Genomic DNA, 23,972 nt, shown 5'->3' with positions numbered 1-23,972 from the left:
GGGCTGAAAAAATCATGTAGAGTTTAAGACGTAGGGTACAGAGGTAAGATGTTCTATCTTTCAGACCTTTTACTTCACGTAATCGGATTTGGCTGAATATTTAGCCGCCCCAGTCAGTTATGACTGGGGCGTTTTTTATTGGGCGCGGCTCAGAGCCAGCGGGCACTATTCGGCAGGGATTTCTTCTTCAACAGCAGGAGGGAGTTCGCTGAACCAGGTATCCAGCTGCTGACTTAACTTATCGACGCCGATCCTCTTCAGAGAAGAGAACATTTCTACGCGAACATCTCCCACGAAGCCTTTTGCCGCTTCACGCACGACGTTCAGCTGGGCTTTACGTGCACCAGAAGCCAGCTTGTCAGCTTTGGTTAACAGCACCAGCACCTGAATGCCGCTCTGCACTGCCCACTGGATCATCTGCGTATCAAGATCCTTAAGCGGATGACGAATATCCATCAACACCACCAGGCCTTTCAGGCACTCACGCTTCTGCAGGTACTCCGCCAGCGCTTTTTGCCACTTCAGTTTCATCTCTTCCGGCACTTCGGCATAGCCATAGCCCGGTAAATCCACCAGCCGGTAACCCTCTGCAACCTGAAACAGGTTGATCAGCTGCGTACGTCCCGGCGTTTTACTGGTACGGGCCAGACTTTTTTGATTTGTCAGCGTATTCAGCGCGCTGGATTTGCCCGCGTTTGAGCGACCGGCAAACGCCACTTCAAGTCCGGTATCGGCTGGAAGGTGACGGATGTCAGGTGCACTGGTGACAAAATGGGTAACGTGATAATTCCAGCCAGACAAAATAGAAACTCCAGATATAAGAACAATTGCGCAGAGTATACCCTGTATAGAATGAAAGCGCCCCGCCGACCTGCAGGCTGCCGGCGTTTTGTAGGAGATCTGCCATTAAATTTGCCAGAGCTCTCTTCTTTTTAGCGGCCTTAAAAAGATGGTAATTTTTATATATCAATCAATTAAACATGGTTTACGCAGAACGGACGCAAAATTGTTGTCACCACTGCCTTGTGAGTTTGACCATATAGTCTAAAGTATTTGGCAGAACCAGGAGGGTTCACTTCAGGAAGAAGCGCTCAGGGATATCAGGATGGTGTGGAGCAGGGATGGAATGTGCTGGGAACAAGCACCACAGGGAAAGGATCGAGTCCAGGAAGGGACGCTCAGGCAAAGGAAAACCGGGATGTTGTGTGCTAAAAAGGATGCTGACTAAGTCAGTCCTTCTGCGGAAGGTGCGAAAAAAGGCGACAGGGTGACCTGCCGCCTTTTTTCTTTGTCTGCTTTCTGCTAGATTTCGCCGCAATTCTATACTGAATATAAAACGTCTGAGAGCAGAAACCATGAAGCAACCTACACGCGCGCCCCAAGGCCAGAAACCGGCAGCAAAAACGAAGCGTAAAACGCGTGATGAAATAAACACCGAAGCACGTGACCGTAAGCGTGACAAAAAACATCGCGGCAACGCTTCTGGTAGCCGGGCCAACCCGGTCACTGCTAATCAGAAGGGTAGCGGCAGCGCCACCGCCAAAGATCCCCGTATTGGCAGCAAAAAGCCGATTGCGTTGGGACCGGTTACTGCGGAAACGCAGAGTGTGAAAAAACCGGCGAAGGCCGCAAAACCTGCGGAACAGAAAAAAGTTCGTCTCTCTCCGGAAGAAGAACTTGCCTCGCTTGAAAATAACGAGCGTCTTGACGCACTGCTGGATCGTCTGGAAAAGGGTGAAACCTTGCCAGCGGAAGAGCAGGCCTGGCTTGATCAGACCCTTGACCGTATCGACGTGCTGATGGAAGAGCTTGGCATCGCGCTGGATGACGATGTGGAAGATGATGAAGCTGAAGAAGATATGTATCGCCTGCTGAAAGGCGGCAACTAGTCTCTGACGTTTTTACCCTGAATTGAGGTGGCGCAGCATTGCGCTGCCTTTTTATAAAGGTTTCTCTACTGATGAATTGGCCTGGATCAATTTTCTTGCTGATTCTGCTCTGCAGTCTGGGATGGTTATTCGTTAAACTACGGCGTCTTTCGCGGTTAAAAACCCGACTGCATAAAGCCACCGTCCGCCAGCGCTTAAGGCACTCTCCTCACATCCGACGGTCGGCATTCAGACGCCAACGCAGGAGTGACTATCGTGACGCAGATGATTGAATGGGATCAGCAGCTGATTCAGAAGTACAACGTCTCGGGTCCTCGCTATACCTCCTATCCCACCGCCCTTGAATTTTCTCCCGCTTACGACGAAGCCGCCTTCCTTCAGGCAGCCCGACGCTATCCCGACCGACCTTTGTCGCTCTATATCCACATTCCGTTTTGCCATCGTCTTTGCTATTTCTGCGGATGTAATAAGGTCGTCACTCGCCAGCAGCACAAAGCCGAAGCCTATCTGGATGCCTTAACGATTGAGATCCAAAGCCGGGCCGCCTTATTCCGGCATCGTACCGTTACCCAGATGCACTGGGGCGGGGGAACGCCAACCTATCTGAGTAAACCTCAAATCAGCCGCCTTATTCAGGTTCTGCGGGAGTCGTTTACCTTCAGTGAAGAGGCGGAGTTATCGATTGAGGTGGATCCGCGCGAAATTGAGCTGGATGTGCTGGATCACCTGCATGACCACGGTTTCAACCGGCTGAGTATGGGCGTTCAGGATTTTAATAAGGAAGTGCAGGAGAAGGTTAACCGCGTTCAGGATGAGCAGACAATAGTCGCGCTGATTGAACGCGCCCGGCAGACAGGCTTTGCCTCAACCAGCCTTGACCTTATTTATGGGCTGCCTGTGCAAACGCCGGAAAGCTTTGCGTTTACGCTGAACAAGGTGATTGAGCTTAATCCTGACCGGCTTAGCGTGTTCAATTACGCCCATATGCCCGCCCTGTTTGCTGCACAGCGCAAAATCAAAGAGGCCGACCTGCCTTCAGCTCAGCAGAAGCTGGATATTCTGCAGCAAACCGTCACCATGCTGACCGCGGAGGGATATCAGTTTATCGGGATGGACCATTTTGCCCGCCCTGGTGACGAACTGGCGATTGCCCAGCGAGAAGGAAAACTCCACCGTAACTTCCAGGGATATACCACTCAGGGCAACAGCGATCTTCTGGGAATGGGCGTTTCGGCTATCAGCATGATCGGTGACAGCTATGCGCAGAACGAAAAAGATCTGAAGGCCTGGTATGCGGCCATAGAGAAAAATCACTCTGCCCTGTGCCGGGGGGTAAAACTGACGAAAGATGACTGCCTGCGCCGTGACGTGATCAAAACGCTGATGTGCAATTTTGCACTCAATTTTGCCGATTTTGATACGGGCGTTGAGGCCTTCAGCGACTATTTTGCTGAAGATCTGGCGCTGCTGGCGCCGTTCATTGAGGATGGGCTGGTGGAACGCCACGAGAAGGGCCTTCAGGTGACCGCTAAAGGGCGTTTGCTGGTAAGGAATATCTGTATGTGCTTTGACGCTTATCTTCGCCAGAAGGCGCGTATGCAGCAATTTTCGCGGGTTATATAAAACAGGGGACGATTACCCGTCCCCTGTTATTACAGCGTAGTGAAAAAACCGTTACTCCATCCCCAGCTCTTTCAGCTTACGGGTCAGCGTATTTCGGCCCCATCCCAGTAAACGGGCAGCTTCCTGCTTATGGCCTTGCGTATGACGCAGAGCGGTGGTCAGCAGCGTCCGCTCCATTTCTGGCTGCGCTTCAGAAAGCAGGTTTTGATGACCGGAACGCAGGGCGCGGTCAGCCCATTGCGCCAGTAAGGTCGCCCAGCTGTCCGGCAGCGACTGCACCGGATTCTCCGGCGTAGAGGTTTCAAACAGCTCAGAAGGCAGATCCTGAATCAGCACCTCCTGTCCGGCGGCCATCACAGTCAGCCAGCGGCAGGTGTTCTCCAGCTGGCGGACGTTACCCGACCAGTGCAGACGGGTCAGGGCGGTTTCGGTTTCCGGGTGAAGGATTTTGGCTTCCACGCCCAGTTCTCTTGCCGCAACCTGCAGGAAATAACGTGCGAGGCGGGGAATATCCTCACGACGTTCACGCAGCGGCGGCAGATGCACACGGATGACGTTCAGGCGGTGGAAGAGATCCTCGCGGAACTTTCCTTCCTGAACCCGCAGCTCCAGATTCTGGTGCGTTGCGGCGATAATACGCACATCCACTTTTACCGGCGCATAGCCACCCACGCGATAGAATTGCCCATCAGCCAGCACACGCAGTAAGCGTGTCTGCACATCCAGCGGCATATCACCAATTTCATCCAGGAACAGCGTCCCGCCATCGGCCTGCTCGAAACGGCCCTGACGGATTTGATTGGCGCCGGTGAACGCCCCTTTTTCATGACCAAACAGCTCTGATTCAATCAGGTCTTTTGGGATCGCCGCCATATTCAGCGCGATAAAGGGCGCTTTGGCCCGCGGGCTGTGGCGATGCAGGGCATGCGCCACCAGCTCTTTACCGGTTCCTGACTCGCCATTAATCAGCACGCTGATAGAGGAGCGAGAGAGGCGGCCAATAATACGGAAGACATCCTGCATCGCTGGCGCTTCGCCAATGATATCGGTCGTCGGGCCGCTGACCGGCTGATTACGCGGCTGCTGCTGCTCCTGATAGTGGCTGATCGCCCTCTCTACCAGCGCAACGGCTTCATCAATATCAAACGGCTTTGGCAGGTAATCAAATGCCCCTTGCTGATAGGCGCTGACGGCGGCGTCCAGATCGGAATGGGCGGTCATTATGATGACCGGAAGCATCGGATGGCGCTGTTTAATCTGTTTAAGCAGCGCCAGTCCATCCATACCGGGCATACGAATATCTGAAAGCAAAACGTCTGGGGTTTTGCTGGCCAGGGCGTCCAGCACCTCGCTGGCGCTGTCAAAGGTGGCGCAGCTTAAACCGGCTCCAGTGAGCGCGCGTTCAAGCACCCAGCGGATGGAGCTATCGTCATCGACGATCCAAACTATCCCTCGTTGCATAGAAACCTCACTGGCGAATAGGCAGATAAACCGAAAATTCAGTGTGACCAGGCCAACTGTTAAATTCTATTTTTCCCGAATGCTGATCGATCAGGCTGCGGGCAATGGAGAGGCCTAAACCGGTGCCGCCTTCCCGCCCGCTCACCATCGGATAAAACAGCGTATCCTGCAGTTGTGCCGGAATACCCGGGCCGTCATCTTCAATATCGATGCGTGCCACCAGGCGATAACGTACGCCATGCAGCGTGAGTTGAAACGCCGTACGGGTACGAAGCGTAATCGTGCCGCCTTCTTCACCCAACGCCTGAAGCGCGTTGCGGACTACATTCAGCAGAACTTGTTCTATTTGATCCGGATCGTGCGCCAGCTCCGGCAGGCTGGGATCGTAATCCCTGACCAGCGTCACGTTGTCGGGCAGCTCCATGGAAACCAGGTTTACCACGCGTTCGGCTACCTGATGGATGCTTTGCGTTACGTGCATACCCGGCTGCTGCGGACCCAGCAGGCGATCAACCAGATTGCGCAGGCGGTCAGCCTGTTCAATGATCACTTTGGTGTATTCGGTTAACGATGGATCGGGCAGGGCTTTCGCCAGCAGCTGTGCTGCGCCACGCAATCCTCCCAGCGGGTTTTTAATTTCATGGGCCAGACCCCGGACTAAGTCCCGGGCGGCGACCTGCTGAGCATGTTGAATCTGTTCCTGACTGAGCCGGCGCTGATTATCCATCGGAGCCATTTCAAGCAGAATTAAGCCTTCGGGCAGTCGCTGTGCGGTTAACGACATAATATGCGCACGGCTGTCGACCACTAAAGTCACTTCACTGTCGGTAAAACCCTGACCTGCATCCAGACTCTCAAGCATGACGTCGATATTCAGTGAAAAATATCCCATCAGTTCCGGCAGCGGTGTTCCAAACAGCTTGCGGGAGCTTTGCGCTAACAGTTGTTGGGCCGCGGGATTGGCGTAATGAACCACCAGTTCGCTGTCGACCAGCAAGATACTGTTAATAAGGGAGTTGAGAATCTGCCCAGCATCGGGCAGCGTGCCTGTTGCCATGCATTCTCTCCTGCACTATTTCAGTGCATTATAGTTCCGGTAGCCATAAAAGGTCTTCCTGAACGATGAAACGTGGTGAAAAAAGCCCATCAGGAGATGGGCTAAAGTTTCCACGGCAACAAAAAACGTCAAACCAGTTAAACGCTGTAGTACAGCTCGAACTCAACCGGATGGGGAGTCATACGAACGCGGTCCATTTCGGCCTTACGCAGTTCGATGTAGGCATCAATGGTTTCGTCAGTAAAGACGCCGCCACGAGTCAGGAACTCACGGTCTTCGTTCAGGCACTGCAGAGCTTCTTCCAGTGAACCGGCCACTTTTGGAATTTCAGCTTCTTCTTCCGGAGGCAGGTCATAGAGGTTTTTGTCCATCGCGTCGCCAGGATGGATTTTGTTGATGATGCCGTCCAGGCCAGCCATCAGCAGAGCGGAGAAGCAGAGGTATGGGTTAGCCGCTGGATCCGGGAAGCGAGCCTCAATACGGCGGGCTTTCGGGCTGGCAACTACCGGGATACGGATAGAGGCAGAACGGTTACGGGCAGAGTAGGCCAGCATAACAGGCGCTTCGTAACCCGGGACCAGACGCTTGTAAGAGTTGGTAGTTGGGTTAGAGAGGGCATTGATCGCTTTAGCATGCTTGATAACGCCGCCGATATAGAACAGGGCAGCTTCGGACAGGCCGCCGTATTTGTCGCCAGCGAACAGGTTGTTACCATCTTTAGAGAGGGACATATGGCAGTGCATGCCTGAACCGTTATCACCAAAGATAGGTTTTGGCATAAAGGTAGCGGTTTTGCCGTAAGCGTGAGCCACGTTATGCACAACATATTTGTAGATCTGAATTTCGTCAGCTTTTTTAGTCATGGTGTTGAAGCGGGTAGCCACTTCGTTCTGACCAGCTGTAGCAACTTCATGGTGATGCGCTTCAACAACCAGGCCCATCTGCTCCATAGTCAGACACATAGCAGAACGGATATCCTGTGATGAGTCGACCGGAGGAACCGGGAAGTAGCCGCCTTTCAGACCTGGACGGTGGCCTTTGTTGCCGCCTTCATACTCTTTACCGGTGTTCCATGCCGCTTCGATATCGTCGATAGCAACGTGTGAACCGGAAGTGGTCGCGCCGAAACGGACGTCATCAAACAGGAAGAACTCTGGCTCCGGGCCAAACAGAACGGTATCTGCAATGCCGGAAGAACGCAGGAAATCTTCAGCACGCTTTGCGATGGAGCGCGGGTCACGGTCGTAGCCCTGCATGGTGCCTGGCTCGAGGATGTCGCAACGGATGATCAGCGTAGAGTCTTCGAAGAACGGATCCAGGACAGCAGTGGTCGCGTCTGGCATCAGAACCATGTCTGATTCGTTAATTCCTTTCCAGCCACCGATTGATGAGCCGTCAAACATTTTGCCTTCTTCGAAGAAGTCAGCGTTAACCTGATGAGCAGGAATGGTGACGTGCTGTTCTTTACCCTTGGTGTCGGTAAAACGCAGATCAACGAATTTTACTTCGTGCTCGTTCATCATCGACAGAACGTGTTCAGCGGACATACTTAACTCTCCTGGATTTTGTCATTGTCGTCGTGTTTAGAGATCTTCAGCTGGGACCTTTGCTAATCTCGCCGGGTCATCCGATAATAAAGATCTCTGACAAGCTATCAACCGTTGTGGAAACTGGCATTCTTCGCTTGAATGTATAAAGCGAAATCTATGCCAACTTTATTAATACCCTGAAAAAGCGCTATGATGCGCTCTCTCGTGAGACGGGAACTGCACCATGATGGAAGTCGCGCACCATTTTGGTGCTAACGGGTGCTTGTTAAGCACCATTCTGGTGCATTTTTTCGATGGAGTGCAATTCTTGCACTAATTAAGGTTAGAAAAGCAATCCTGACAGTTATCTTTAATTGAAATTTGTGATCCTGTTCAGTCCTTCGATTAATCCGTGTACAATAGCGCGCTATTTCTAATGCCTGAGGCAAAGCTGTGATCGAAAATTTGCGTAACATCGCCATTATTGCCCACGTTGACCATGGTAAAACTACCCTGGTTGATAAGTTGCTGCAGCAGTCCGGGACCTTTGATGCCCGTACCGAAGCAACCGAACGCGTAATGGACTCCAACGATTTGGAGAAAGAGCGTGGGATTACCATCCTCGCAAAAAACACTGCCATTAAATGGAACGACTACCGCATCAACATCGTGGATACCCCAGGACACGCCGACTTCGGCGGTGAGGTAGAGCGTGTGATGTCAATGGTTGACTCGGTGCTGCTGGTTGTGGATGCAATGGATGGCCCTATGCCGCAAACCCGCTTCGTGACCAAAAAAGCGTTTGCTAATGGTCTGAAGCCGATCGTGGTCATCAACAAAGTTGACCGTCCGGGCGCACGTCCTGACTGGGTTGTGGATCAGGTATTTGACCTGTTCGTTAACCTGGATGCGACTGACGAGCAGCTCGACTTCCCGGTTATCTATGCTTCTGCCCTGAACGGTATCGCGGGTCTTGACCACGCCGACATGGCTGATGACATGACCCCACTGTATGAAGCTATCGTGAAACACGTTTCTCCTCCGCAGGTTGAGATGGAAGCGCCGTTCCAGATGCAGATTTCTCAGCTGGACTACAACAACTACGTTGGTGTTATTGGCATCGGCCGCATCAAACGCGGTAAAGTGAAGCCAAACCAGCAGGTGACCATCGTTGATAGCGAAGGCAAAACCCGTAACGGTAAAGTCGGTAAAGTGCTGACTCACCTGGGCCTGGAGCGTATCGACGCAACAGAAGCTGAAGCTGGCGACATCATTGCTATCACCGGTCTGGGTGAGCTGAACATCTCCGATACAATCTGTGACCCACAGAATGTAGAGGCGCTGCCAGCGCTGAGCGTTGATGAACCAACCGTAACCATGTTCTTTAACGTCAACACCTCTCCGTTCTGCGGTAAAGAAGGTAAGTATGTGACTTCACGTCAGATCCTGGACCGTCTGAACAAAGAGCTGGTGCACAACGTTGCGTTGCGCGTTGAAGAAACTGCCGATGCTGATGCGTTCCGCGTCTCGGGTCGTGGTGAGCTTCACCTGTCAGTTCTGATTGAAAACATGCGGCGTGAAGGTTTCGAACTGGCGGTATCCCGTCCGAAAGTTATCTTCCGCGATTTCGAAGGCCGCAAACAAGAGCCGTTTGAAAACGTTACGCTGGATATCGAAGAACAGCACCAGGGTTCAGTCATGCAGGCGATGGGTGAACGTAAAGCGGACATGAAAAACATGGATCCGGATGGCAAAGGTCGCGTACGTCTCGACTATGTTATTCCAAGCCGTGGTCTGATTGGCTTCCGTAACGAATTCATGACCATGACTTCTGGTACCGGTCTGCTCTACTCCACCTTCAGCCACTATGACGATATTCGTCAGGGCGAAGTGGGCCAGCGTCAGAATGGCGTGCTGATCTCTAACGGCCAGGGTAAAGCGGTTGCGTTTGCTCTGTTCAGCCTGCAGGACCGCGGTAAGCTGTTCCTGGGCCATGGTGCAGAAGTTTACGAAGGCCAGATCATCGGTATTCACAGTCGTTCTAACGACCTGACTGTTAACTGCCTGACCGGTAAGAAACTGACTAACATGCGTGCTTCCGGTACTGACGAAGCCACTACGCTGGTTCCTGCCATCAAGATGACTCTTGAGCAGGCGATCGAGTTCATCGATGATGACGAACTGGTAGAAGTGACTCCGCTCTCCGTGCGTATTCGTAAACGTCACCTGACGGAAAACGATCGTAAACGCGCAAGCCGTGGTCCTAAAGAGGCGTAATTTGCCTTAATTTAGTACGCTGCACTTCAGGGCCGGATCCCTTCCGGCCCTGACTCTCTTTTTCAGAATTCAAATCCCCCTCCTGTTCAGTCTCCCGTTTTACCGCTAGAGTGAAAGCTTGCCGGCACAAAAGGAGATGACCATGCTGTATATCTTTGATTTAGGTAACGTCATTGTTGATATTGATTTCAACCGGGTTCTTGGCGTCTGGAGCGATCTCGGCCGGGTGCCGTTAGCCACGTTGCAAAGCCGTTTCCGGATGGGTGAAGAATTTGAGCAGCACGAACGCGGTGAAATCAGCGATGAGGTTTTTGCCGCCAGACTCTGTGAGGAGCTTGATCTCGCCCTGAGTTTTGAGCAGTTTACCGCGGGCTGGCAGGCGGTGTTTGTCGGAGTCCGGCCTGAAGTGATCGCCATCATGCACAAGCTGCGTGAGCAGGGCGACCGTGTGGTCATCCTCTCGAACACCAACAAGCTGCACTGTGCGTTCTGGCCCACGCAGTACCCTGAAGTTGAGAAAGCAGCCGACAAACTCTATCTCTCCCAGGATATGGGCGTGCGCAAGCCTGAAGCGGAAATTTATCAGCAGCTGTTGAATGCGGAAGAGGCTTCTGCCGAAGAGGCAATTTTCTTTGATGATAATCTGGCGAATATCGAGGCCGCAAAAGCATTAGGCATTCACAGCGTGCATGTGACTGACGCCAATGTAATACCGATGTTTTTCAGCGACCGCATGTAAATGAGTCGGATCAATCATTACCGGCACCGCCTGCGTGCTTTCTGGGGGTGGATCAAACTGCTGTGGCGACGCATTGATGAAGATGCCATGACCACGCTGGCGGGCAATCTGGCCTATGTTTCGCTGCTCTCCCTGGTACCGCTGGTGGCCGTGGTATTTGCGCTTTTTGCCGCCTTTCCGTCGTTTGCCAACGTCAGTACTCAGCTCAAGACGTTTATATTTAATAACTTTGTGCCAGCTTCCGGCACGGTTATCCAGAGCTATCTGGAACAGTTTGTTGATAACGTCAATAAAATGACCGCGGTAGGGGCGTGCGGGCTGGTGGTGACGGCATTATTGTTGATGTATGCCATCGATACCTCCCTGAATACTATCTGGCGCAGCAAGCGTAAGCGGCCCATCGTTTACTCTTTTGCGGTGTACTGGATGATCCTGACGCTGGGTCCGCTGCTGGCAGGGGCGAGTCTGGCGATCAGTTCCTATCTTCTGTCGCTGCACTGGGCGTCTGTAACGGGCGTGAGCGGGCTGATTGACTACGGACTGCGTATTTTCCCGCTGCTGCTCTCCTGGCTCTCTTTCTGGCTGCTTTACAGCGTTGTGCCCACGCGGCAGGTGGCTGCTAAAGATGCGCTTATCGGCGCGCTGGTTGCCGGGTTGCTTTTTGAGCTGGGGAAAAAGGGGTTTGCGCTCTATGTTACGATGTTCCCTTCCTACCAGCTGATTTATGGCGTGCTGGCGGTGATCCCCATCCTGTTTTTGTGGGTTTACTGGACCTGGTGTATTGTCCTGCTAGGAGCGGAAATCAGCGCCACATTAGGCGACTATCGGCTGATAAAACAGGAAGAACAAAAAAAAGAAGATGAGGAAGTATGATTGCCTTAATTCAACGCGTATTGAGCGCCAGCGTAAAAGTGGCCGAAGAAACGACCGGTGAAATCGGGCCGGGGCTGCTGGTTCTGTTAGGCGTGGAGAAGGGCGATGACCGGCAAAAAGCGCAACGTTTATGCGACAAAGTGCTGGGCTACCGTATTTTCGGCGACGAAAACGACAAAATGAATCTTAATGTCCGGCAGGCTGGCGGCAGCCTGCTGGTCGTCTCCCAGTTTACCCTCGCTGCCGATACCCAAAAGGGGATGCGCCCGAGTTTCTCTGGCGGAGCCGGGCCTGCTGAAGCGGAAGAGCTTTATCAGGCTTTTGTGGGTTGCTGCCAGGAAAAGGGTATTGTAACGGAAACAGGCCGCTTTGCTGCAAACATGCAGGTTTCCCTGGTCAATGACGGGCCGGTTACCTTCTGGCTACAGGTTTGACGAGGCCGGAACGGCAGGCATAGCGGGCACAAGAAAGAGAGAACCATTTTATGTATCACCTTCGGGTTCCTGAAACAGCAGAAGAGCTGGATACCTACTATCAGTTCCGCTGGGAAATGTTGCGTAAACCCCTTCATCAGCCCATGGGCTCTGAACGGGATGCCTGGGATGCGCTGGCGCATCATCAGATGGTGGTGGACGAGCGCGGCGAGCCTGTAGCGGCAGGTCGCCTCTATATCAATGCTGAAAATGAAGCCGCTATCCGCTTCCTGGCGGTGCATCCCTCTGTGCAGGGGAAAGGGCTGGGTACACTGGTAGCGATGACGCTGGAGTCTGTGGCGCGTCAGGAAGGGGCAAAACGCGTGGTCTGTAGCGCCCGTGAAGATGCTGTCGAATTCTTTGCGAAGCTGGGGTACCTCAATCAGGGCGAAATTACCGTTCCGCAAACCACGCCGGTACGCCATTTCCTGATGATCAAGGCGGTAATGTCGCTGGATGATATTTTGCATCGCGCGGACTGGTGTGGGCAGCTGCAGCAGGCCTGGTACGATCATATCCCGCTGAGCGAAAAAATGGGCGTGCGCATTTTACAGTTCACCGGGCAGAAATTTATCACCACTATGCCGGAGACGGGCAATCAGAATCCGCACCACACGCTGTTTGCAGGCAGCCTGTTCTCTCTGGCTACTCTGACGGGATGGGGGCTGATCTGGCTGCTGCTGCGTGAGCGTCATCTGGGCGGGACGATCATTCTGGCTGATGCGCATATCCGTTACAGCCATCCGATCACCGGCAAACCTGGCGCTATCGCCGACATCGGTTCACTCAGCGGCGATCTGGACAGGCTGGCGCGCGGGCGCAAGGCCCGGGTACAGCTGGAAGTCGAACTCTACGGCAATGAAGAGTGCGGCGCGGTGTTCGAAGGCGTTTATATCGTGCTTCCCGCCGACCCGGATGGTGCCCTGGAGCAGGGCGGGTCCGGTTTCTGAACGGGGCGCCGGGCTTAAGGCGCTGACTCAGCGCCCTTTCTTTTTACGGCCCGGCTGAACGAAGCGCTTACGTGCAGCCGCATTGGCGGCCGGTTTTTCCGTGCTTTTTGCCGCACTGCTGGCTGGTTTTTTCGCGGCAGCGGGCTTCGGCTTAGCTTTCGCTTTCTTCTCTGCGGCATCTTCAGAGGAGGAGTTCTCAATCAGCCTGAAGAGCTCAATCAGCTCGTCGTCAGTGAAATCCCGCCATTCGCCGATCGGCAACCCTTTCAGGCTGACGTTCATGATACGCGTGCGCTCAAGCTTAGTGACCTCATAGCCAAAGTGTTTACACATGCGGCGGATCTGGCGGTTAAGACCCTGCACCAGCGTAATGCGGAAAACAAACGGCGCCTCTTTCTTTACTTTGCACTTTTTGGTGACGGTGCCCAGCATCGGCACACCTGCGCCCATGCCCGCAATAAACTCGTCGGTGATCAGTTTATTCACCGTCACCAGATACTCTTTCTCGTGATCGTTACCGGCGCGCAGAATTTTGTTGACCAGATCGCCGTGGTTGGTCAGGAAGATCAGGCCCTGCGACTCTTTATCCAGGCGGCCAATCGGGAAGATGCGTTTACTGTGGTTCACATAGTTGACGATGTTATCGCGCTCGCCCTCTTCGGTGGTACTGATAATGCCCACCGGCTTGTTCAGGGCGATCAGCACTAAATCTTCTTCATTACGGGGTTCTATAAGCTGACCGTTAACTTTTACCACATCCCCGGCAAATACCTGATCGCCAACCGCAGCCCGCTTGCCGTTGATAAAAACGTTTCCCTGTTCGATATAGCGATCGGCATCACGACGGGAGCAGATACCGCTCTCGCCAATGTATTTGTTAAGACGAATGGATGAGTTATTCAGCATGGTTCCTCCGTAAAAAAACGGACTATACCTTACCTGGAGAAGGTTGCGAACAGCCTGGGCTCACATAGCCCCATTTTCTGGGGCTCTCTCGCATAAGCGCCGGGTTAAGCGGAAGGCTGGCCTGACGCGGAAGAAAGGCCAGGGCGTGCTCCAGTCAGAGGGCCACGTTGATAAGCAAAAAAGATTACTGCGCGACCTGACCCGCCTTCATCGTCTGCTGAACGTTTTTATCGCCCGCTGTGGCGGAGAGCGTGCCGTTTACCGTGGGTTTCAATGGTGCACCGGCAGCCAGGTTTCCCTCTATCTTCAGTTGGAGATCGCCTTCACCCTCCAGCGGCAGCGTTGGCCATCCCCACTCATGCAGAAGGTTGACCGGAACCTGTCGCCCGTTCATCGTCAGCGAGAGCGCACGCTGTGGCTGTTGCGACAGCGTTGCCAGGCTCTCCACCATGCCGTTTTTAGTGAAGGCGCTCATTTCAGTGACGTTGATCCTGCTGTCGTCAGCGCTCAGCGCAATCGACGGATGGCGGAGATCAACACGGTTGAAAGTTGCCTCCGCGGCATTGAGGTTCAGGCTGCCCGACCAGATGCCCCACTGATGTGCCCGCGCCATCAGCAGATGGCTGCCGTTGCCGTCCAGAGAGGTCATCTGGAAAGGGAAGGCGGGATTGATATCAATAATCAGGTTACGGTTAGCGGCAAATTTGGTGACCTCCACGCTTTCCAGCCAGCCTGGCAGCTTCGCCATCCAGTGTTCGCGCCAGTTTTGCGGCAGGGTATATTCCAGACCAGCCACCGCCAGTTCATCAAGCGTCAGCTTTTTATCGCTGCGCGTCCAGTGACCGGCGGTACGGATCAGGCCGTTGACCCAACGGGAACTGAACTGCGAGAGCGCAACACCCTCAGGTGAGAAGGTCATATTAACGATAGGATCGTTCAACTCCAGGCTACCGTTAACGAAAGTGGTGGCATTCACAGACAACGAGCCGTCATCACTCTGCCAGTCCCCGTCGCGCAGGGTAATATTCTTCAACGCCATATCGAGATCGGTCACTGCCCAGTCCGCGCCCTCCAGGCGGGCATCCGTGATGTCGATACGATCAAAATGCACCGAGGGCAGGGCGAACAGCGGATCGAGGAAGTCGCTCAGCGTTTTGTCCGTCTGCAGACGGATGCTGTTCAGCCGCAAGCTCGGGACCTGCCAGTTGCCCTGTGCATCGCGCTGGGCGCTGGCGGTGATGGAACCGAGTGCAGCATCGGCGCCAATATTACTCATCACCAGTTGATGCTGGTTGATGCGGCCCTGGATCAGGACGTTGGCAGCGGGGATGCCGTTAATTTCCAGCGAACCTGCGCTCATCTGGAAGCTGGCATCGCTACCGATAAGATCGCCAGCCTGCGGTTTCCACGGCACAATTCCGCCATCCACCCGACTGGCAGAAACCGGTATGCCGCTGGTGGGGCTCTCTACCGCCATTTGGTTAAGCTGCAAGCGATCTGCCTGAACCGGCAGCGACGCACCCTGGTTAGCGAGATCCAGCATGCCTTTCTCCAGCGTAATGCTGGCGAAATGCAGAGGTTGAGTAAACTGGCCGCTGCTCAGGTTCAGACCCACTCGCTGCGCTGTCAGCAGGGCAGGCTGCGTTTTCCGGCCAAAAGAGACATTGTCCAGAATCAGGAGGTCGGGATGGGAAAAATTATGCTCAAGCTTGCTTAATGCCAGCTGGTAATCGGTGTACTTACTGACGGTGCGGCTTATCCAGCCTGCTCCCCATTGGGTTTGCAACACCACATACAGCGCCACTATGGCCAGCAGCAGGATGAGCAAAATGGTCAGCAAAATTTTTCCGATTACTTTCATGGCTTCTGTCCCTGTGAACATCGGGTAAAAGGTTGTTATGCCTGATTTATCATCGAAGCTCAACTTTCACGACAACAGCAGAGGGCCCGAAGACCCTCTGCGCATCACCACAGGATGACACAAGAAGGGATTACTTTTCCTGAGGAAAGAGCAGATTCAGAATGATGGCAGTGATCCCGCCAGCGGCAATGCCGGAAGAGAGTAAGGTTTTCAGCCAGTCAGGGGTGAATTGCAGGATCAGAGGCTGCTGCGAAACGCCCAGGCCTACCGCAAGCGACAGCGCCATAATCATAATGGCACGGCGATTCAGCGGTTCACGTGAAACAATCCGCACGCCCGATGCGGCGATAGTGCCAAACATCACCAGCGTGGCGCCGCCCAGCACAGGCTCCGGGATATGCTGCACAAAGCCGCTTACGGCCGGGAACAAGCCCAGCACTATCAGCATCAGGGCCACAACAAATCCCACATAGCGACTGGCTACGCCGGTTAGCTGGATCACGCCATTGTTCTGGCCAAAACAGGAGTTAGGGAAGGTGTTAAAAAGGGCAGAGACAAAGGAGTTCAGCCCATTGGCCAGCACGCCACCTTTCAGACGCTTCATGTACAACGGCCCGCTGACCGGCTGCTCCGACACGTCTGAGGTCGCTGTGATATCACCAATGGTTTCCAGCGAGGTCACCATAAAGACCAGCATCAGCGGGATCAGCAGATTCCAGTCGATACCCAGCCCATAATAGAAGGGCGTTGGCAGCATAATCATGGCCTGATTAACCGGCGCGGTATTCTCCGGCAGCATGCCAAGCGCCCAGGCCAGCAGATAACCCACCGCCATCGCAATCACCAGTGAGGCAACCCGCAGATAGGGATTCCGCTGACGGTTTAACAGCACAATCACCAGCAGCACCGCGCCTGCCAGCAGCAGATTCTCAGGCGCCCCAAAAGTGTGATCGCTTATCGCCGCGAATCCACCGCCAATAGAGGTCAGTCCCACCTGGATCAGCGACAGCCCGATGATCATTACCACAATGCCGGAGACCAGCGGGGTGATAACCCGGCGGGCCAGATGCAGGAAGCGGGAGAGAATCATCTCGGTGCAGGAGGCGAGCATCAGCGTGCCAAACAGCGTCGCCATCATCACCGGCACATCGGCTCCGCCATTTTTTAGCGCCATGCCGCCCATAATTAACGGCGACACAAAGTTAAAACTGGTTCCCTGAATCGACAGCAGACCGGAACCGACCGGCCCCCAGGTTTTGATCTGCAGCAGTGAAGCTACGCCGGAGGCAAACAGCGACATACTGATGATGTGCTGAGTATCCTGAGCGGGCAGGCCCAATGCTTGCGAGATGAGTAAGGCAGGGGTGATCACCGCGACAAACATCGCCAGCAGATGCTGACAGGCGGCAAACAGCGTCTGGGGCAGCGGTGGACGATCTTCCAGACGGTAAATCAGCTCACTGCTTACGGCGGGGGGCGTGCTACGGCTGGCTTCAGGGATATTGGCAGACATCTTCTGGTTTCTCTGACGAACAAAGTGGCGATTTTAATGGTAAGCGGGTCAAAAGCAAACGTTTGCCGGGCAGAAAAATAAAAGGATAAACGGCGTAAGCCAGCGAAACGGTGAGCTTTTCACTAAGCTATACCCTCAGATGAACATTCAGTGGGAGAGAACAAGATGCAGGTATTTATTATTGGTGCAACGGGCGGCGTGGGGAGCCATTTAAGAAAGCGTCTGGTTCAGGCTGGTCATCAGGTAAAGGGGAGCTGTCGCCGTGACGCGCAGGCTGATGAGCTGAGGGCAGATGGCGTAACGCCCGTTAATCTTGACCTGATGACCACCAGCAGTGAAAAGCTGGCAGAGGCGATGAAGGGCTGCGACACCGTCGTCTTCTCCGCAGGCGCTGCCGGAGCAGGCATTGAATTAACCGACGGCATCGACGGGCGGGGCTGCAAATTTGCCGCCGAAGCGGCCAGGCTGGCGGGCATCAAACGCTTCCTGCTGGTCTCTGCATTTCCGGAGGCGGGTCGGGCTAAGAAGATTTCGCCCACCTTTGAGCACTACATGCAGGTGAAAAAGCAGGCCGACGTGATGCTGGCGGCCACCTCGCTGGAGTGGGTTATTCTGCGGCCGGGCACGCTGGTGAACGAGTCAGGCACCGGTAAAGTGCGTATCGGGCTGGCTATTCCTTATGGAACGGTGCCAAGAGAGGATGTGGCTGCCGTCTTACACAGCCTGGTGGAGCAGCCTGAGGTAAAACGGGTCATTCTTGAACTCACAGCGGGCGAGCAGCCGGTGGATGACGCTGTCGCGCTATACAAAGCTCAGTAAATAAAGCCGCGCTGGGGCTGTAACGATCATTGAGAAAGGGTGGCAAGAGCAGCCAGTGAGCAGGCGCGGAGGCTGGCCCGGCGTGCAGGGCCCCGTCAGGCGTTAGTGTAGCGCTGTGTTTCTGGCAGCCAGCGTTCGATCAGTGCCTGAGCCTGTTCGGGGTAATGCTGGTGGATATGCCGCGCCACCCGCTGCACTTCCGGGATCATAGCGCCATCACGCAGCAGGTCCGCCACTTTGAACTCCGCATTGCCGGTCTGTCGGGTGCCCAACAGTTCACCCGGCCCGCGTATCTCCAAATCACATTGCGCAATGACAAAACCGTCGTTGCTGTCGCGCAAAACCTGCAACCGCTTTTGTGCCGTTTTGCTCAGCGGCGCTTTATACAGCAGCACACAGTGAGAAGCCACCGAACCACGGCCCACGCGCCCCCGAAGCTGGTGCAGCTGCGCCAGACCCAGCCGTTCCGGGTTCTCGATAATCATCAGGCTGGCGTTGGGGACATCCACGCCAACTTCAATCACCGTGGTGGCAATCAGCAGATGGATATCGCCCTGCTTAAACGCCTGCATGACCGCCTGCTTCTCTGAAGGCTTCATCCGGCCATGCACCAGACCCACCTGAAGTTCCGGTAGTGCCAGCTTCAGCTCTTCCCACGTCGCCTCTGCCGCCTGCGCTTCCAGCTGCTCAGACTCCTCAATCAGGGTACATACCCAGTAAGCCTGGCGTCCTTCATCGCTGCAGGCGCTTTTCACCCGGGCAATAATATCTGGCCGGCGGGTATCGGGAATCGCCACGGTGGTAACCGGGGTACGGCCTGGCGGCAGCTCGTCAATCGTCGAGGTATCAAGATCGGCATAGGCAGTCATCGCCAGCGTTCGTGGGATCGGGGTTGCCGTCATAATCAGCTGATGCGGATGGAAGCCCTGCTCTTCCCCCTTTTCCCACAGTGCCAGACGCTGATGGACGCCAAACCGGTGCTGTTCGTCGATAATCACCAGCGCCAGGCCATTGAACTGCACCTGCTCCTGAAAAATAGCGTGGGTTCCCACGATCATTGAGACCTGACCGCTGGCAATCGCCTCCTGCTGAGCCAGCCGCGCCTTCCCCTTCTGCTTACCGGCCAGCCAGCCCACTTCAATATCGAGCGGCGCAAACCAGTGGCGGAAGTTGTTGGCATGCTGTTCAGCCAGCAGCTCTGTCGGCGCCATCAGGGCGACCTGTTTGCCATAGGCAATAACGTTCAGCGCGGTGAGCGCGGCCACCAGCGTTTTTCCTGACCCGACGTCACCCTGCACCAGACGCATCATCGGGTAGTCATGAGCCAGATCCTGTTCGATTTCCTGTACCACTCGCGCCTGCGCAGCCGTAGGTTTGAAAGGCAGAGCCGCCAACAGCTTGTCGCTCAGCGCATGTCTGGCAGGCATGGGCAGGGCATGGTAACGCTGAGCACCGGCGCGCACGGCCAGCATGCTGAGGTTATGTGCCAGCAGCTCTTCCATAATCAGACGCCGCTGTGCCGGATGTTTGCCGCTCTCCAGATCGGCCAGCGCCATATCCGGCGGCGGGCGATGCAGCGTACGCAGCGCCTCTTTCAGCGTAATCATGCCCTGACTCAGTTCAGGGGGCAGCAGCTCGGCAATGGCGCAGGTGTCCAGCAGCGTCAGCGCCTGATCGGTGAGGTTACGCAGCGTCGCCTGGCGAATGCCTTCGGTGGTGGAGTAAACCGGCGTCAGCGTCTCCTGCAGCTCTACGCCGCCGCTTTCGCCCTGTACGCGGTATTCCGGATGAATAATTTCGGCTCCGCGCTGGCCGCGTTTGATCTCGCCATAGGCGGTCACGCGGCGGCCTGGCGCCAGGCTGTTTTTCATGCCGGCATTGAAGTTAAAGAAGCGCAGGGTAAGGATGCCGGTACCATCGCTGATCTGGCAGGTGAGCATACGACGACGGCCAAAGCTGATGTCGCTTTGCAGCACTTCACCTTCTACAGTGGCGTAAATTGCGGGAAGCAGATCGTTAATGGCGTAGAGTTGGGTACGGTCTTCATAGCGCAGCGGCAGATGAAGAAGTAAATCCTGCACGGTGACCAGCCCCAGCTTCGCCAGCTTACCTGCCTGGCTGGCGCCAACGCCGGTGAGCGAGTTTAACGGGACGGCATCCAGCAGGCGACCGGTCATTTTTTGCGTACCGAAGCTTGCATGGTTGCCCACCAGTCGGCATCAGCAACCACTTCACCCACATCATTAATTTCCGGATAGGGCAGGCCTTTGTGCTTTGCCACTCTTGCCAGTACCGGGTAACCCCCCTCAAACAGCAGACGCTGCTGTTCGTGGTAGTCCAGTGTGCTCTGCTGGCGTTGATACATCCCGGCATTCTGCCGTTGCCGCTGTGCTTCATAAAGGATCAGAGCAGAGGCAACCGAAACGTTGAGTGACTGCACCATACCGATCATCGGAATAATAATATCCCGATCGGCAAGGTCCAGCGCTTCCTGAGTGATGCCTGTCTTCTCCTGACCCATCAGAATGCAGGTGGGACGGGTGTAATCAACTTCGCGAAAATCGACAGCTTTATCTGAAAGGTGTGTGGCAAGGATCTGCATGCCCTGGCCTTTGAGGTGACCAACGGCTTCAGCGATGGTGCGGTGAGTTTTCACCTGCACCCAGCTGTTACTGCCCGCAGCGGAGGAGACCATGGTACGCATGCGACTGCCGGGCCAGACGGCATGCACTTCATGCACGCCAACCGCGTCCGCCGTGCGGATCACGGCAGAAACGTTATGGGGCTTATGGACCTGCTCCATACAGACGGTCAGGTCGTGCTGACGGGCGGCCAGCATCTCCAGGATGCGGGCATAGCGTTGAGCATTCATGCGTTAATTTCGGTTACGATGAACTTTAATCACGTCCGGCATTACGCGGATTTTACGCATAATATTCGCCAGGTGGACGCGATCGCGTGCCGTCAGACGGATAAAGGCGCTGTAGACGCGGCCATCTTTTTCTTCCGTATTCAGGCTCTGAATATTGGAGCCGGCGGTGTTAATCGCCGCCGTCAGGTTTGCCAGCGCACCCTGATGGTTAAACATATCCACCTTGATCTCCGCTACAAACTCCTGCTCGGTAACCTTGTCCCACTCCACGGCCATATATTTCTCTGGCTCTTTCTGATAGCCACGAATATTACGGCAGGATTCATGGTGCACCACCAGACCTTTGCCCGGGCTGACGTGGGCGACAATCGGGTCACCCGGGATCGGACGGCAGCATTTGGCAAAGGTAATCAGGACGCCGTCGGCGCCTTTGATTGGCAGCTTGCTGCGTGAAGGCGTGCTGGTGCTCTGCGAAGCTGCAGCAGAATGTTCGTTGTGCTGCAGGTTTTTCGCTACGACCACGCTCATGGCATTGCCCAGGCCAATTTCAGCCAGCAGGTCATCCAGCGTCGCCAGCTTCATTCTTTCCAGCTCGTGCTGAACGTTCTCCGGCGGAATTTCGGCCAGCTTACGGCTTCCCCCCAGCGCATGGTTCAGCAGACGGCGCCCAAGGCTGACGGAGTCGTCGCGCTTGAGGTTTTTCAGCAGCTGGCGGATCTTGGCGCGGGCTTTGGAACTCACCACAAAGTTGAGCCAGGCGGCGTTTGGACGCGCGCCAGGTGCAGTGATGATCTCCACGGTTTGCCCGCTGGTCAGCGGCTGAGAAAGGGGATAAGGCTGGCGATCGACACGTGCGCCCACGCAGGCATGACCGATATCGGTGTGCACGGCGTAGGCAAAGTCGACGGGCGTCGCGCCTGCAGGAAGTTCGACAATGCGGCCTTCCGGGGTAAAAACGTAAATCTCATCCGGGAAGAGATCGGATTTGACGCTTTCAATAAATTCAAAGGAGCTGCCGGCACTCTGCTGCAGCTCAAGCAGGCTCTGGAGCCAGCGCTGGGCGCGAATTTGTGCGGTAGTGCCGCTTTCGCCCTGCTCTTTATAGGCCCAGTGTGCGGCCACACCCATCTCTGCCATCTGATCCATATCTTCGGTACGGATCTGCACTTCAACCGGCACGCCGTGCGGGCCGATCATGGAAGTATGCAGGGATTGATAGCCGTTAGCCTTGGGAATGGCGATATAATCTTTTACCCGACCCGGGCGGGGTTTATAGAGGCTGTGCATCTGCCCCAGCACCCGATAACAGGTATCGACATCACTGACGATCACCCGGAAAGCGTAGATATCCATGATGGAATGGAAACGCTGCTCTTTCAGGTGCATTTTGCAGTAAATAGAATAGAGGTGCTTTTCCCGACCGCTGACGCGGCAGGGGATGCCCGCTTCCTGCAGACGACCGTCAATTTCAGAGAGGATTTTCTGGATCATCTCTTTACGGTTGCCGCGGGCCGCCTTGACCACTTCTTTGATCACGCGGTAGCGGTTTGGATAGAGCGCTTCAAACCCTAACTCTTCCAGTTCGGTTTTCAGGTGATGAATACCGAGCCGGTGGGCGAGAGGGCTGTAAATTTCCAGCGTTTCTAAGGCAATACGACGTTTTTTGTCCGGACGAAGGGCGCCCAGCGTCCGCATGTTGTGCGTGCGGTCAGCCAGTTTGATCAGAATGACGCGGATATCCTGCACCATCGCCATGATCATTTTGCGGAAGTTTTCCGCCTGCGCTTCTTTTTTGTCGCGGAACTTCAGCTTATCGAGCTTGGAGACCCCTTCAACCAGTTCAGCCACGGTCCGGCCAAAGAGCTGTTCCATGTCCTGGTAGGTGGCGGGGGTATCTTCGATAACGTCGTGCAAAAGCGCGGCCATGAGGGTTTCATGGTCGAGCTTCATTTCAGCCAGGATGCAGGCAACGGCGACCGGGTGAGTAATATAAGGCTCACCGCTGGAGCGCGTCTGTCCCTCGTGAGCATCACGTGCGACAAGGTAAGCTTGCTTGAGGCGTTTGATTTGCTCCTCAGGCAAGTATTTTTCAATCAGCTGATTGAGACTTTCGAACAGATACAAGGGCAACCTGCAGGCTGGTGATTAACGACGACCTTCAGCGATAGCGGTAACGGCCTGCAATTCAGCGGCTTCCTGCTCATGCTGTTCCTGGCGATCACGCACGTCCAGAATCTGGTTGGTGATCAAACCTTCTTCAATTTCGCGCAGGGCGATCACGGTAGATTTGTCGTTCTCTTCCGGAACCAGCGGATCTTTGCCGCCTACCTGCATCTGACGAGCGCGACGAGCCGCGACCAGCACCAGGTCAAAACGGTTACCAATTTTTTCTACTGCGTCCTGTACGGTTACGCGTGCCATAAGTGTGATACTCCACGGGTGACGAAATGACTGGGCATCATACTGAGTTGTCCTCAGTCTGCCAATAGTTTGCTGATTAATGCATCATGACGGGCTTTTTGACGACCCATACGCAGACGCTCAGCGCGAATGATGGTTTTCAAATCTGACAGCGCCAGGTCAAAATCATCATTCACAATCAGGTAATCATACTCTGCGAAGTGGCTCATCTCGGCGACGGCCTGCGCCATACGTCGGGTGATCACCTCTTCGCTGTCCTGGCCGCGGCCACGCAGGCGGCGATCCAGTTCATCTTTTGACGGCGGCAGCACAAAAATGCTGCGCGCGTGCGGCATTTTCTGCCGAATCTGTTGTGCGCCCTGCCAGTCAATATCCAGGAAGACATCTACGCCAGTCGACAGCACCTGCTCGATTGCTTTACGCGAGGTTCCATAATAATTGCCAAACACCTCCGCGTGCTCAAGGAAAGCCTCTTCCTCAATCATGCTGCGGAATTCGTCATGAGAGACGAAATAGTAATGTTCGCCATGGTTTTCGCCCGGCCGCACTCCCCTGGTGGTGTGGGAAATGGAAACCTGGGTATCGTACAGCGGCTGCGTTTTCAGCAACGCGTGAATCAAGCTGGATTTTCCCGCCCCGCTGGGAGCAGAAACAATAAAAAGTGTGCCTTGAGCCATGATTATCTTGATATGCCAATAAAGCGGAGTCT

General features: G+C 54.8%; 21 protein-coding genes. 9 read left to right on the top strand and 12 right to left on the bottom strand.

Annotated features, from left to right (window positions below; translation table 11 throughout):
- Positions 1 to 48: 48 nt before the first annotated feature.
- Positions 49 to 96 (top strand): small protein SpfP, encoded by a 48-nt coding sequence (spfP, locus tag Q3V30_RS22835; protein ID WP_071892919.1) that lies wholly within the window; start codon positions 49 to 51, stop codon positions 94 to 96.
- 69 nt (positions 97 to 165) lie between these two features.
- Here spfP and yihA read toward each other — a convergent pair whose 3' ends face one another.
- The gene (gene yihA, locus Q3V30_RS21145) at positions 166 to 801 is read right to left on the bottom strand and encodes a ribosome biogenesis GTP-binding protein YihA/YsxC (protein ID WP_306209188.1); all 636 of its coding nucleotides are present in this window, start codon (positions 799 to 801) and stop codon (positions 166 to 168) included.
- A 554-nt stretch (positions 802 to 1,355) separates the two neighbouring features.
- Between yihA and yihI the strand changes: the two genes are divergently transcribed.
- Both yihI and hemN read left to right on the top strand, forming a co-directional pair.
- Positions 1,356 to 1,889, top strand: a complete 534-nt coding sequence (yihI, locus tag Q3V30_RS21140) for a Der GTPase-activating protein YihI (protein ID WP_306209185.1) — start codon at positions 1,356 to 1,358, stop codon at positions 1,887 to 1,889.
- A gap of 264 nt (positions 1,890 to 2,153) precedes the next feature.
- Complete coding sequence (gene hemN / locus Q3V30_RS21135) at positions 2,154 to 3,512, top strand: oxygen-independent coproporphyrinogen III oxidase (RefSeq protein ID WP_306213270.1); 1,359 nt, start codon at positions 2,154 to 2,156, stop codon at positions 3,510 to 3,512.
- Positions 3,513 to 3,563: 51 nt separating this feature from the next.
- Here the strand turns inward: hemN and glnG are convergent, their stop codons facing one another.
- The 3 genes from glnG to glnA form a co-directional block, all read right to left on the bottom strand.
- Positions 3,564 to 4,973 carry a nitrogen regulation protein NR(I) gene (gene glnG, locus Q3V30_RS21130; RefSeq protein ID WP_306209183.1) on the bottom strand — a complete coding sequence of 470 codons (1,410 nt, stop codon included), beginning with the start codon at positions 4,971 to 4,973 and terminating at the stop codon, positions 3,564 to 3,566.
- 7 nt (positions 4,974 to 4,980) lie between these two features.
- Positions 4,981 to 6,030 carry a nitrogen regulation protein NR(II) gene (glnL, locus tag Q3V30_RS21125; RefSeq protein WP_306209180.1) on the bottom strand — a complete coding sequence of 350 codons (1,050 nt, stop codon included), beginning with the start codon at positions 6,028 to 6,030 and terminating at the stop codon, positions 4,981 to 4,983.
- Between the two features lie 137 nt (positions 6,031 to 6,167).
- Complete coding sequence (glnA, locus tag Q3V30_RS21120) at positions 6,168 to 7,577, bottom strand: glutamate--ammonia ligase (protein WP_306209178.1); 1,410 nt, start codon at positions 7,575 to 7,577, stop codon at positions 6,168 to 6,170.
- 435 nt (positions 7,578 to 8,012) lie between these two features.
- On the opposite strand from glnA, the gene typA reads away from it, so the two are divergent.
- The 5 genes from typA (at position 8,013) to fabY (ending at position 12,871) form a co-directional block, all read left to right on the top strand.
- Positions 8,013 to 9,836, top strand: coding sequence for a ribosome-dependent GTPase TypA (gene typA / locus Q3V30_RS21115; protein WP_306209176.1), 1,824 nt, complete (start codon positions 8,013 to 8,015; stop codon positions 9,834 to 9,836).
- Positions 9,837 to 9,978: 142 nt separating this feature from the next.
- Positions 9,979 to 10,575 carry a glucose-1-phosphatase gene (gene yihX, locus Q3V30_RS21110; protein ID WP_306209174.1) on the top strand — a complete coding sequence of 199 codons (597 nt, stop codon included), beginning with the start codon at positions 9,979 to 9,981 and terminating at the stop codon, positions 10,573 to 10,575.
- Positions 10,576 to 11,448 carry a virulence factor BrkB family protein gene (locus Q3V30_RS21105; RefSeq protein ID WP_306209172.1) on the top strand — a complete coding sequence of 291 codons (873 nt, stop codon included), beginning with the start codon at positions 10,576 to 10,578 and terminating at the stop codon, positions 11,446 to 11,448.
- Positions 11,445 to 11,882 (top strand): D-aminoacyl-tRNA deacylase, encoded by a 438-nt coding sequence (gene dtd / locus Q3V30_RS21100; RefSeq protein WP_306209170.1) that lies wholly within the window; start codon positions 11,445 to 11,447, stop codon positions 11,880 to 11,882. Before Q3V30_RS21105 ends, dtd begins: the two co-directional genes overlap by 4 nt.
- A 50-nt stretch (positions 11,883 to 11,932) precedes the next feature.
- Positions 11,933 to 12,871, top strand: coding sequence for a fatty acid biosynthesis protein FabY (fabY, locus tag Q3V30_RS21095; protein WP_306209168.1), 939 nt, complete (start codon positions 11,933 to 11,935; stop codon positions 12,869 to 12,871).
- Between the two features lie 27 nt (positions 12,872 to 12,898).
- On the opposite strand, the gene rluF is transcribed toward fabY, so the two are convergent.
- The 3 genes from rluF to Q3V30_RS21080 all read right to left on the bottom strand — a co-directional run bounded on the left by rluF (position 12,899) and on the right by Q3V30_RS21080 (position 17,151).
- Positions 12,899 to 13,777 (bottom strand): 23S rRNA pseudouridine(2604) synthase RluF, encoded by an 879-nt coding sequence (gene rluF / locus Q3V30_RS21090; protein ID WP_306209166.1) that lies wholly within the window; start codon positions 13,775 to 13,777, stop codon positions 12,899 to 12,901.
- A gap of 184 nt (positions 13,778 to 13,961) precedes the next feature.
- Positions 13,962 to 15,638, bottom strand: a complete 1,677-nt coding sequence (locus Q3V30_RS21085; RefSeq protein ID WP_306209164.1) for an AsmA family protein — start codon at positions 15,636 to 15,638, stop codon at positions 13,962 to 13,964.
- Positions 15,639 to 15,768: 130 nt separating this feature from the next.
- Positions 15,769 to 17,151, bottom strand: a complete 1,383-nt coding sequence (locus Q3V30_RS21080; RefSeq protein ID WP_306209163.1) for a nucleobase:cation symporter-2 family protein — start codon at positions 17,149 to 17,151, stop codon at positions 15,769 to 15,771.
- Between the two features lie 165 nt (positions 17,152 to 17,316).
- Between Q3V30_RS21080 and Q3V30_RS21075 the strand changes: the two genes are divergently transcribed.
- Positions 17,317 to 17,970 carry an SDR family oxidoreductase gene (locus tag Q3V30_RS21075; protein ID WP_306209161.1) on the top strand — a complete coding sequence of 218 codons (654 nt, stop codon included), beginning with the start codon at positions 17,317 to 17,319 and terminating at the stop codon, positions 17,968 to 17,970.
- A gap of 95 nt (positions 17,971 to 18,065) precedes the next feature.
- Here Q3V30_RS21075 and recG read toward each other — a convergent pair whose 3' ends face one another.
- From recG to gmk, 5 genes are read right to left on the bottom strand one after another with little or no spacing between them, the layout of a single operon-like run.
- Complete coding sequence (gene recG / locus Q3V30_RS21070) at positions 18,066 to 20,147, bottom strand: ATP-dependent DNA helicase RecG (RefSeq protein WP_306213269.1); 2,082 nt, start codon at positions 20,145 to 20,147, stop codon at positions 18,066 to 18,068.
- Positions 20,144 to 20,842: a tRNA (guanosine(18)-2'-O)-methyltransferase TrmH gene (trmH, locus tag Q3V30_RS21065; RefSeq protein ID WP_306209158.1), complete on the bottom strand. Its 699-nt coding sequence runs from the start codon at positions 20,840 to 20,842 to the stop codon at positions 20,144 to 20,146. Before trmH ends, recG begins: the two co-directional genes overlap by 4 nt.
- A 3-nt stretch (positions 20,843 to 20,845) precedes the next feature.
- Complete coding sequence (gene spoT / locus Q3V30_RS21060) at positions 20,846 to 22,966, bottom strand: bifunctional GTP diphosphokinase/guanosine-3',5'-bis pyrophosphate 3'-pyrophosphohydrolase (RefSeq protein WP_306209156.1); 2,121 nt, start codon at positions 22,964 to 22,966, stop codon at positions 20,846 to 20,848.
- A 21-nt stretch (positions 22,967 to 22,987) separates the two neighbouring features.
- On the bottom strand, positions 22,988 to 23,263 hold the full coding sequence (gene rpoZ / locus Q3V30_RS21055; protein WP_004154766.1) for a DNA-directed RNA polymerase subunit omega: 276 nt from the start codon (positions 23,261 to 23,263) through the stop codon (positions 22,988 to 22,990).
- Between the two features lie 53 nt (positions 23,264 to 23,316).
- The gene (gene gmk / locus Q3V30_RS21050) at positions 23,317 to 23,940 is read right to left on the bottom strand and encodes a guanylate kinase (RefSeq protein ID WP_306209149.1); all 624 of its coding nucleotides are present in this window, start codon (positions 23,938 to 23,940) and stop codon (positions 23,317 to 23,319) included.
- Between the last annotated feature and the right edge of the window lie 32 nt (positions 23,941 to 23,972).

Origin of the sequence: Erwinia pyri (genome assembly GCF_030758455.1) — a bacterium.
Classification (GTDB): Bacteria; Pseudomonadota; Gammaproteobacteria; order Enterobacterales; family Enterobacteriaceae; genus Erwinia; species Erwinia pyri.
The sequence above is the reverse complement of the archived record's forward strand: the minus strand, read 5'-3'. Positions and strand labels throughout refer to the sequence as shown.

Bases quoted from the DNA above. Each gene is read 5' to 3' on its own strand.
- yihI (WP_306209185.1), top strand. From the start codon at position 1,356: ATGAAGCAACCTACACGCGCGCCCCAAGGCCAGAAACCGGCAGCAAAA.
- hemN (WP_306213270.1), top strand. From the start codon at position 2,154: ATGATTGAATGGGATCAGCAGCTGATTCAGAAGTACAACGTCTCGGGT.
- glnG (WP_306209183.1), bottom strand. From the start codon at position 4,973: ATGCAACGAGGGATAGTTTGGATCGTCGATGACGATAGCTCCATCCGC.
- glnL (WP_306209180.1), bottom strand. From the start codon at position 6,030: ATGGCAACAGGCACGCTGCCCGATGCTGGGCAGATTCTCAACTCCCTT.
- glnA (WP_306209178.1), bottom strand. From the start codon at position 7,577: ATGTCCGCTGAACACGTTCTGTCGATGATGAACGAGCACGAAGTAAAA.
- yihX (WP_306209174.1), top strand. From the start codon at position 9,979: ATGCTGTATATCTTTGATTTAGGTAACGTCATTGTTGATATTGATTTC.
- Q3V30_RS21105 (WP_306209172.1), top strand. From the start codon at position 10,576: ATGAGTCGGATCAATCATTACCGGCACCGCCTGCGTGCTTTCTGGGGG.
- dtd (WP_306209170.1), top strand. From the start codon at position 11,445: ATGATTGCCTTAATTCAACGCGTATTGAGCGCCAGCGTAAAAGTGGCC.
- fabY (WP_306209168.1), top strand. From the start codon at position 11,933: ATGTATCACCTTCGGGTTCCTGAAACAGCAGAAGAGCTGGATACCTAC.
- rluF (WP_306209166.1), bottom strand. From the start codon at position 13,777: ATGCTGAATAACTCATCCATTCGTCTTAACAAATACATTGGCGAGAGC.
- Q3V30_RS21085 (WP_306209164.1), bottom strand. From the start codon at position 15,638: ATGAAAGTAATCGGAAAAATTTTGCTGACCATTTTGCTCATCCTGCTG.
- Q3V30_RS21080 (WP_306209163.1), bottom strand. From the start codon at position 17,151: ATGTCTGCCAATATCCCTGAAGCCAGCCGTAGCACGCCCCCCGCCGTA.
- Q3V30_RS21075 (WP_306209161.1), top strand. From the start codon at position 17,317: ATGCAGGTATTTATTATTGGTGCAACGGGCGGCGTGGGGAGCCATTTA.
- recG (WP_306213269.1), bottom strand. From the start codon at position 20,147: ATGACCGGTCGCCTGCTGGATGCCGTCCCGTTAAACTCGCTCACCGGC.
- trmH (WP_306209158.1), bottom strand. From the start codon at position 20,842: ATGAATGCTCAACGCTATGCCCGCATCCTGGAGATGCTGGCCGCCCGT.
- rpoZ (WP_004154766.1), bottom strand. From the start codon at position 23,263: ATGGCACGCGTAACCGTACAGGACGCAGTAGAAAAAATTGGTAACCGT.
- gmk (WP_306209149.1), bottom strand. From the start codon at position 23,940: ATGGCTCAAGGCACACTTTTTATTGTTTCTGCTCCCAGCGGGGCGGGA.